The organism is Desulfosarcina sp., from assembly GCF_033791525.1.
Classification (GTDB): Bacteria; Desulfobacterota; Desulfobacteria; order Desulfobacterales; family Desulfosarcinaceae; genus Desulfosarcina.
The window spans coordinates 1-6832 of the sequence record NZ_JASJGN010000220.1 but is presented as its reverse complement, the minus strand read 5'-3'; the positions used below and the strand labels follow the sequence as shown (position 1 = coordinate 6832).

Annotated in this window: 7 protein-coding genes; 6 read left to right on the top strand and 1 reads right to left on the bottom strand. The window is 55.5% G+C overall.

The window, feature by feature from the left end:
• Positions 1-684 precede the first annotated feature (684 nt).
• Positions 685-1359, bottom strand: a complete 675-nt coding sequence (gene dfsP / locus QNK41_RS11090) for a DUF166 family (seleno)protein DfsP (RefSeq protein WP_319256726.1) — start codon at positions 1357-1359, stop codon at positions 685-687.
• Between the two features lie 417 nt (positions 1360-1776).
• Between dfsP and QNK41_RS11085 the strand changes: the two genes are divergently transcribed.
• The 6 genes from QNK41_RS11085 to dsrO form a co-directional block, all read left to right on the top strand.
• Positions 1777-2202, top strand: coding sequence for an iron-sulfur cluster assembly scaffold protein (locus QNK41_RS11085; RefSeq protein ID WP_319256724.1), 426 nt, complete (start codon positions 1777-1779; stop codon positions 2200-2202).
• A gap of 197 nt (positions 2203-2399) precedes the next feature.
• Positions 2400-2921, top strand: a complete 522-nt coding sequence (locus QNK41_RS11080; RefSeq protein WP_319256722.1) for an RsbRD N-terminal domain-containing protein — start codon at positions 2400-2402, stop codon at positions 2919-2921.
• A gap of 166 nt (positions 2922-3087) precedes the next feature.
• The gene (gene dsrM, locus QNK41_RS11075; RefSeq protein WP_319256720.1) at positions 3088-4131 is read left to right on the top strand and encodes a sulfate reduction electron transfer complex DsrMKJOP subunit DsrM; all 1044 of its coding nucleotides are present in this window, start codon (positions 3088-3090) and stop codon (positions 4129-4131) included.
• Positions 4132-4148: 17 nt separating this feature from the next.
• Complete coding sequence (dsrK, locus tag QNK41_RS11070) at positions 4149-5771, top strand: sulfate reduction electron transfer complex DsrMKJOP subunit DsrK (RefSeq protein ID WP_319256718.1); 1623 nt, start codon at positions 4149-4151, stop codon at positions 5769-5771.
• Positions 5772-5774: 3 nt separating this feature from the next.
• Positions 5775-6161, top strand: coding sequence for a sulfate reduction electron transfer complex DsrMKJOP subunit DsrJ (gene dsrJ, locus QNK41_RS11065; RefSeq protein WP_319256716.1), 387 nt, complete (start codon positions 5775-5777; stop codon positions 6159-6161).
• A gap of 3 nt (positions 6162-6164) precedes the next feature.
• Positions 6165-6832: sulfate reduction electron transfer complex DsrMKJOP subunit DsrO (gene dsrO, locus QNK41_RS11060; protein ID WP_319256714.1), on the top strand; the 668-nt coding region annotated here is incomplete at its 3' end.

Sequence of the window (6832 nt, the reverse complement as noted above, 5' to 3'; positions counted from 1 at the left end):
GCCGAAGAGGCCATTTTCCTGATTCAGCCTATCTGGATATCAGTTGGGAATAATTTCTCTACTGTGGAAAAATTATCCCACAAATTGTGGCTTGTTTTTCCCTCTTGCCGCCTGCCTTAATAGAACACAATCCGTAACATTTTGAATCTTTTGAAATAGCTTCGGTTGGCGCATGCCGGTATGCTACTTGCAGGATTTTTCCAAGAAAACCATTATGCATTATCGACATGATGGCTAAACGGAAATTGAAACGAAACCAACCGGTATGTCTCTTTCCGGCACCGGCAGGAATAGACAGGAAAACCAATGTGCGCAGTGCATGCAATCGTTCCCAAAAAAATGAACCTAATCGACAATGGCGGACGGCGTTTCGACGATGATCGCCGCCTATATTCCTACAATTGCTGCCTGCCCGAGCGTCGGTCCCACGAGGATCGTCGGTCGGGTATGGATCGCAGAAGCAAACTAAGATCGGCCTGATCGCCACTGGTCTTCGCGGTAATCTGCGCGAGCCCGATACCCACCCCTTTTGACGGAGGAGAATGCACTGATCCCTCTGCCTTCCCGTTGTGCCCCCGATCTTGATCGAGCTTATCCGACAGGAAAAACGTATAAAAAAAAATGGTAAAAGAGGTGATATGGCCGTTGGCAGGTAACGATGCCCTGCTAAAATGATTTGGGGTATTAACGGTCAGCGTTGCTTTGCGCTTTCTTCAGTGCGGCGACCAACGCCGCACGATGCAGATCGGCAGCCAAATGGACCGGGCTCTTGCCCCAGATGGGGTCCCAGTTGGACGGATCGGCCGTGCAGAAAAACTGGGTATCCAACCCCATGCGAACCGGTGCTTCTTCAACGCTGGTCCCCTTCATACGGCGGGCCGCCTCCCAGGTGGCACCGCAGGGGGCCCCGCGGTGCACGGTAACCTCGCTGATTTTCCCATCCTTTACCGTGACATCGAACTCCGGCGCACCAAAGCACCGGCTGTAAGGCCCAAGCTCCCGGTGTCGTGCCAGGGCGCAGCAGACCGGCGGTGTGTGTGTGCCGTCCACCGTCGTTTTCTTTCCTGAGGCCACAATGGGGATGCCCAACCGCCGGCACATCAGGGCCAGGTCGTGGGACAGGTCGGGGTGTTTTAGAAAATCCAGTACCAGGTCTGCTTCGATGGTGTCCGGAAGGTATTCGGAGGCGTCGTCCACCACGGGTGGCAGGGGTTGGTCGATGGTTATCAGGGTGATGTCGAATTGGTTTTGGCCGTACCGCTGGATTCCTTTGACCTTGCTTTCACCCCGGCCACCCTCCTGGAAGACGAGGACCTTCAAGGGGCGATCGGGCCTGCACGCGTTATGTTTTTCGTTCATGGCTGGTTGTCCTGTATCGTATCTAATCGACGGGCGTCTTTACGGGGCCCGGTATCCTTTTCCTCCGGCGATTGTAGGACGGTGACTGGGACGCTTTCTGCATGCCGCAGGATTTTGACGGATACCACTGAAGCCGATTACGGGCAAGGAATTCTTTCTTTGTGTGGATGATGAAACCAGCAGACCCGCATGGCCATCGGTTTGAACAACCCCTTTTTTCCAGGAATGCTTTGGAAGCCGATATCAGCATCGCCCGGTTCGAAAAAGATTAGGGCGGGAAGTTGATACAGGGTGCGGAATTCAGTAGGAAAAGCAGGACAGTCAACCTGTATTGACAAAGTTGACGGCGGCTTTTATGATCCGCCACTATCGATCGGTCATGGACCGACAAGCTTCATAAAAAGGAGATTTGAACGCGTGGATGTGGAAAAAGAAACATCGGACTTCTGGCAGGACCATTCCCTGAACTTTCTGGAGATGGCTTTCCGCACGGACCGCCGGGAACGGCTGGATAAGCCGGACGGGTATGGAAAAAAAATCGGTGACTGCGGTGATACGGTGGAATTTTTCATGAATCTCGATGGGGACCGCATCGTTACCCTGTCTTACGACATCAACGGTTGCCTCAATACCAACGCCTGCTGCAATACGGTGATTGAACTGGTGGAAGGCAAACCGGTGGACACCGCCTGGGAGGTGACCCCGGAACAGGTGAGCGGATTCCTCGAGAGCCTGCCCGAGGATCATTTCCACTGTGCCGAGTTGGTGGTGGGAACGTTGTACCTGGCTCTGTCCAACGCCCGGGAGAATCGTCGTTCCCCGTGGAAAAAAGTTTACGGTTGACGGTGCGGGCCCCATTGGCGCAGCGCCTTATTTGCCCTTGACAGGAAAGGGTAAGTTGACTATAGATCCGACTTTGAAATCGGCCGTTTTCCGGCTGTTGCACAGCGTTTCCACCGTTGAAATCCGAATTAAAAAACTGAAGTTGACATGGCAGTTCCCGATTCTTTTCCGGGGGAACCACCGGGGTGACACCGTAGATGAGTTCTGCACAATTACTGGCGGCCAAAAAACAGGAAATCCTCAATAATTGGTTTCAAGCCACTGTCGACTCCTACCCGCCCGAGACGGCGCGGTTCCTCAAAAGCCAGAAAGATCCCTTTGCCAATCCGGTGGGGCAGACGACCTACCAGAGCCTGGGTACACTGGTGGATGCCCTGACCACGGGCGCCGGGCGTGAGGTGATGACCAAAGCCCTCGATCCCATCTTAAGAATCAGGGCCGTTCAAAGCTTTACCCCCTCCAAGGCCACAAGCTTTATCTTTTCCCTGAAGCAGATTATTCGGCAGTATCTGCCGGGCGATGACCGTGTTGCGGATGTGGATATGAATGAGCTGGACCGGCGGATCGACGAGATGGCCATGGCGGCCTTCGACATATACGTGGCCTGCCGTGAAAAAATATATGAACTAAAGGCAACGGAATCCCGAAAACAGTTTTTCGGTTCGTTGAAGCGAGCAGGATTGATCGATGAAACTGAGGCAGACGGGCCCGGTTTCTGAAACTTCCCTTATAATCTTTCGATTCAGGCATCCGGCAGCGGCTCTGAATTGACCGCGATTCCCTTTCCGGGAGGTTCTCGATGTCACCCCGGCATCGACCCGTTAGCGGGAAGGCGGTCGTGGAACATTCAAATCTGCCAGGCGCCAAGGAGCGAGGTGCGGTACGATGAATAAAAATTACATGGTTAGCCTCATAGCGGTTATCGTACTGTTTCTGATCGCCTATGTGGGCACGCAGCAGGGGGCGGGCCTGCAGCTGGTTTTCGGCATCATCGTGCCCTATCTGGCGGTGATCCTCTTCATTGTCGGTTTTGCCCGCCGTGTGATGGGCTGGGCCCGATCGGCGGTGCCGTTTAGGATCACCACCACTGCCGGCCAGCAGTCATCCTTACCCTGGATCAAACAGGCCAAAATCGACAACCCGTCATCCACGTTTGGCGTCATCGTGAGGATGTTCCTGGAGATTGTCATGTTCCGGTCCCTGTTTCGCAACACCCGCATGAAGCTCAACGGTGATGGCAAACTGAGCTACCAGCTGGAGCTTTTCCTGTGGATCGGCGCTCTGGCCTTTCACTACGCCTTCCTCACCGTCTCCATACGGCATTTGCGCTTTTTCACCGAACCGGTTCCTTTTTTTGTCGGCCTGCTTGAGCAAGTCGACGGCTTCTTCCGCATCGAGATAATGTACGATGCGATCCAAGCCGGCCTTCCCGGGGTATATCTGTCCGGACTGGTGCTGTTCGCCGCGGCCCTGTATCTTTTCATACGCCGGGTGATCATCCCCAACGTGCGCTACATCTCCCTGGCCGCCGATTTTTTCCCCCTGTTCCTGATCATGGGCATCGCCCTTTCCGGCATTTTCATGCGCTACGTCGCCAAGGTTGACATCACTGCCATCAAGGAATTGACCATGGGGCTGGTGACTTTCCGGCCGACCATCCCCGAGGGTATCGGCGGCGTGTTTTTTGCCCACCTGTTTCTGGTCAGCGTTCTTCTGGCCTACTTCCCCTTCAGCAAGTTGATGCACCTGGGCGGGGTCTTCCTCAGCCCCACACGTAATATGACCGGTAACACCCGGCAGGTTCGGCACGTGAACCCGTGGAACCACCCGGTCAAGGTTCACACCTATGAAGAGTACGAAGATGATTTCAGAGAGAAAATGGTCGAAGCCGGCCTGCCGGTCGTAAAAATGCCCGAAGAACAGGCTTAAGCAAAAAGGAGCAGATAATGGCAGATGAGTTGATCAAACCCGATGAGCTATTGTCACAGATAGATCATCGTTCATCCGGCGCCGGCTGGATGGACACGCCGGTGGATATCCGCAAGGGGATGTATTGTTATGCATCCAATCCCAAGAGCGTTGAAACCCTGGGTCTTCCCAATGCGCGCCCCTGGAACCCGCTGGAAGAGGACTGGAAACTGCCGGACAACTGGCAGCAGATCGTGTACGAGGGCTTCCGGGAGCGTCTGGACAAGTTTCGCTCCTTCAAAGTCTTCATGGATATCTGCGTGCGCTGTGGTGCCTGCGCCGACAAGTGCCACTTTTTTATCGGCACCGGCGACCCCAAGAATATGCCGGTGCTGCGGGCCGAGTTGCTGCGCAGCGTCTACCGCAACGATTTTACGACCGCCGGGAAAATTCTCGGCCGGCTGGGCGGTGCCCGGCCCATGACCCTGGATGTGCTCAAAGAGTGGTGGTACTACCTGTTCCAATGCACCGAGTGCCGGCGCTGCTCGCTTTACTGCCCCTATGGCATCGATACAGCCGAAATCACGATCATGGGCCGCGAGATCCTGAACCTGCTCGGCCTGAATATCGACTGGATTGCCACACCGGTGGCCAACTGCTACCGTACCGGCAACCATTTGGGCATTCAGCCGCACGCCTTCAAGGACATGCTCGACTTCTTCGTCGAAGACATCGAGGAGATTACCGGCATCCAGGTTGACCCCCCTTACATGGAAAAAGGTGCCGATATCCTCTTTATCACGCCGTCGGGTGACGTGTTTGCCGATCCGGGCACATACACCTGTATGGGGTATATGCTTTTGTTCCACTACCTGAAAGAAAAATACGGCCTGAGGGTCACCTGGAGCACTTACGCGTCCGAGGGCGGCAACTTCGGCTTTTTTACCTCCCACGAAACCATGAAACGGCTCAATTCAAAAATGTATGCCGAGGCCAAGCGCCTGGGGGTCAAATGGATTCTGGGCGGCGAGTGCGGACACATGTGGCGGGTGATCTGCCAGTACATGGATACCATGAACGGCCCGGCAGACTTTTTGGAAACGCCGGTCAACCCCATCACCGGCACTGTATTTGAAAATGCCAAGTCGACGAAAATGGTCCACATCTCCGAATTTACCGCCGACCTGATCAAACATGGCAAGCTGGAACTGGACCCCAGCCGCAACGACAACAAGATCATCACCTTTCACGATTCCTGCAACCCCGCCCGGGGCATGGGCATGCTGGATGAGCCCCGATATGTGATCCAGAACGTGGCCAACCATTTCTATGAAATGCCGGCCAACACCATCCGGGAGCAGACCTTCTGCTGCGGCAGCGGTGCCGGCCTCAACGCCGGCGAGAACATGGAGCTGAGAATGGCCGGTGGTTTTCCACGGGCCAACGCGGTGAAGTATGTCCACGAAGAATTCGGGGTGAACATGCTGGCCTGTGTCTGCGCCATCGACCGCGCGGCCCTGCCCGCATCCATGGGATACTGGGTGCCGGAGGTGGATGTGACGGGGCTGACCGAACTGGTGGCCAATGCCCTGATCATGCCCGGTGAAAAGGACAGAGAAACTGATCTTCGCGGCGAACCGCTGCCGGGAATGGAGGAGTAGCCGATGAAGGACAAAAAGAAGATTCTCGCGGGTCTGGCCGTTTTTATCGCTGCCATTACCTTTCCCTTCTGGTACAACATGGGCAAAGCCGCCCCCGCACCGGAGGTGGAGCTGACCGCCAAGGCCAAAGCCGCCAAAGTCTGCGTCATGCCCACGGCGTACATGCAAGCCAATCACATGCAGCTGCTGGATGTATGGCGGCATAACGTGACCCGAAACGGAGAGCGGGCGTTCGTCAACGCCGATGGCAAGCTATTTACCATGAGCCTCTCCAATACCTGTCTGGACTGCCACTCCAACAAGGAACAGTTCTGTGACCGGTGCCACAACTATGCGTCCGTTAGGCCCTATTGCTGGGATTGCCACATCGATAATCCAAAAGGAGAATAAGGTATGAATAACAGCAGAAGACGCTTTCTTCAGATAGCTGGCGTTTCCGCGCTGGGTCTTGGGGCCAAACCCGTGCTCAATGCCTTCGCCGCAGGCGAGGGGCCAGGTTACCATGTGGCCAGGGGAGAAGACGCCCTGGACGCCAAACAATGGGCCATGGTCATCGACACCCGAAAGTTCCATTCTTCCGCCGATCTGGAGCCAATCATCGAGGCCTGCAACAAGGTTCACAACATTCCCACGGCCATTGAGAACAAGAACCATGAGGTCAAGTGGATCTGGGAGGCGCACTATCACAACGCGTTCACCGATAAGACCAATAACTTCCTCAACGAAGAGGTGGAACACCGACCCTTCCCGTTGTTGTGTAACCACTGCGAAAATCCACCCTGCGTGCGGGCCTGCCCCACCCAGGCAACCTTCAAGCGGGAGCGGGACGGTATCGTCCTCATGGATTTTCACCGCTGCATCGGCTGCCGTTTCTGCATGGCCGCCTGTCCCTTCGGCGCCCGCAGCTTCAACTTCCGGGACCCACGCCCCTTCATCCGGGAAACCAACAAGAAATTTCCCACCCGCTCGAAGGGGGTGGTTGAAAAATGCAACTTCTGTGCAGAGCGGCTGGCCGTGGGCCAAATGCCCGCCTGTGTGGAGGCCTCCAACGGTGCACTTGC

What these genes read in the sequence shown, in the direction of transcription:
- dsrJ (WP_319256716.1), top strand. Translation starts at nt 5,775, where the DNA reads ATGAAGGACAAAAAGAAGATTCTCGCGGGTCTGGCCGTTTTTATCGCT.
- dfsP (WP_319256726.1), bottom strand. Translation starts at nt 1,359, where the DNA reads ATGAACGAAAAACATAACGCGTGCAGGCCCGATCGCCCCTTGAAGGTC.
- dsrK (WP_319256718.1), top strand. Translation starts at nt 4,149, where the DNA reads ATGGCAGATGAGTTGATCAAACCCGATGAGCTATTGTCACAGATAGAT.
- dsrM (WP_319256720.1), top strand. Translation starts at nt 3,088, where the DNA reads ATGAATAAAAATTACATGGTTAGCCTCATAGCGGTTATCGTACTGTTT.
- QNK41_RS11080 (WP_319256722.1), top strand. Translation starts at nt 2,400, where the DNA reads ATGAGTTCTGCACAATTACTGGCGGCCAAAAAACAGGAAATCCTCAAT.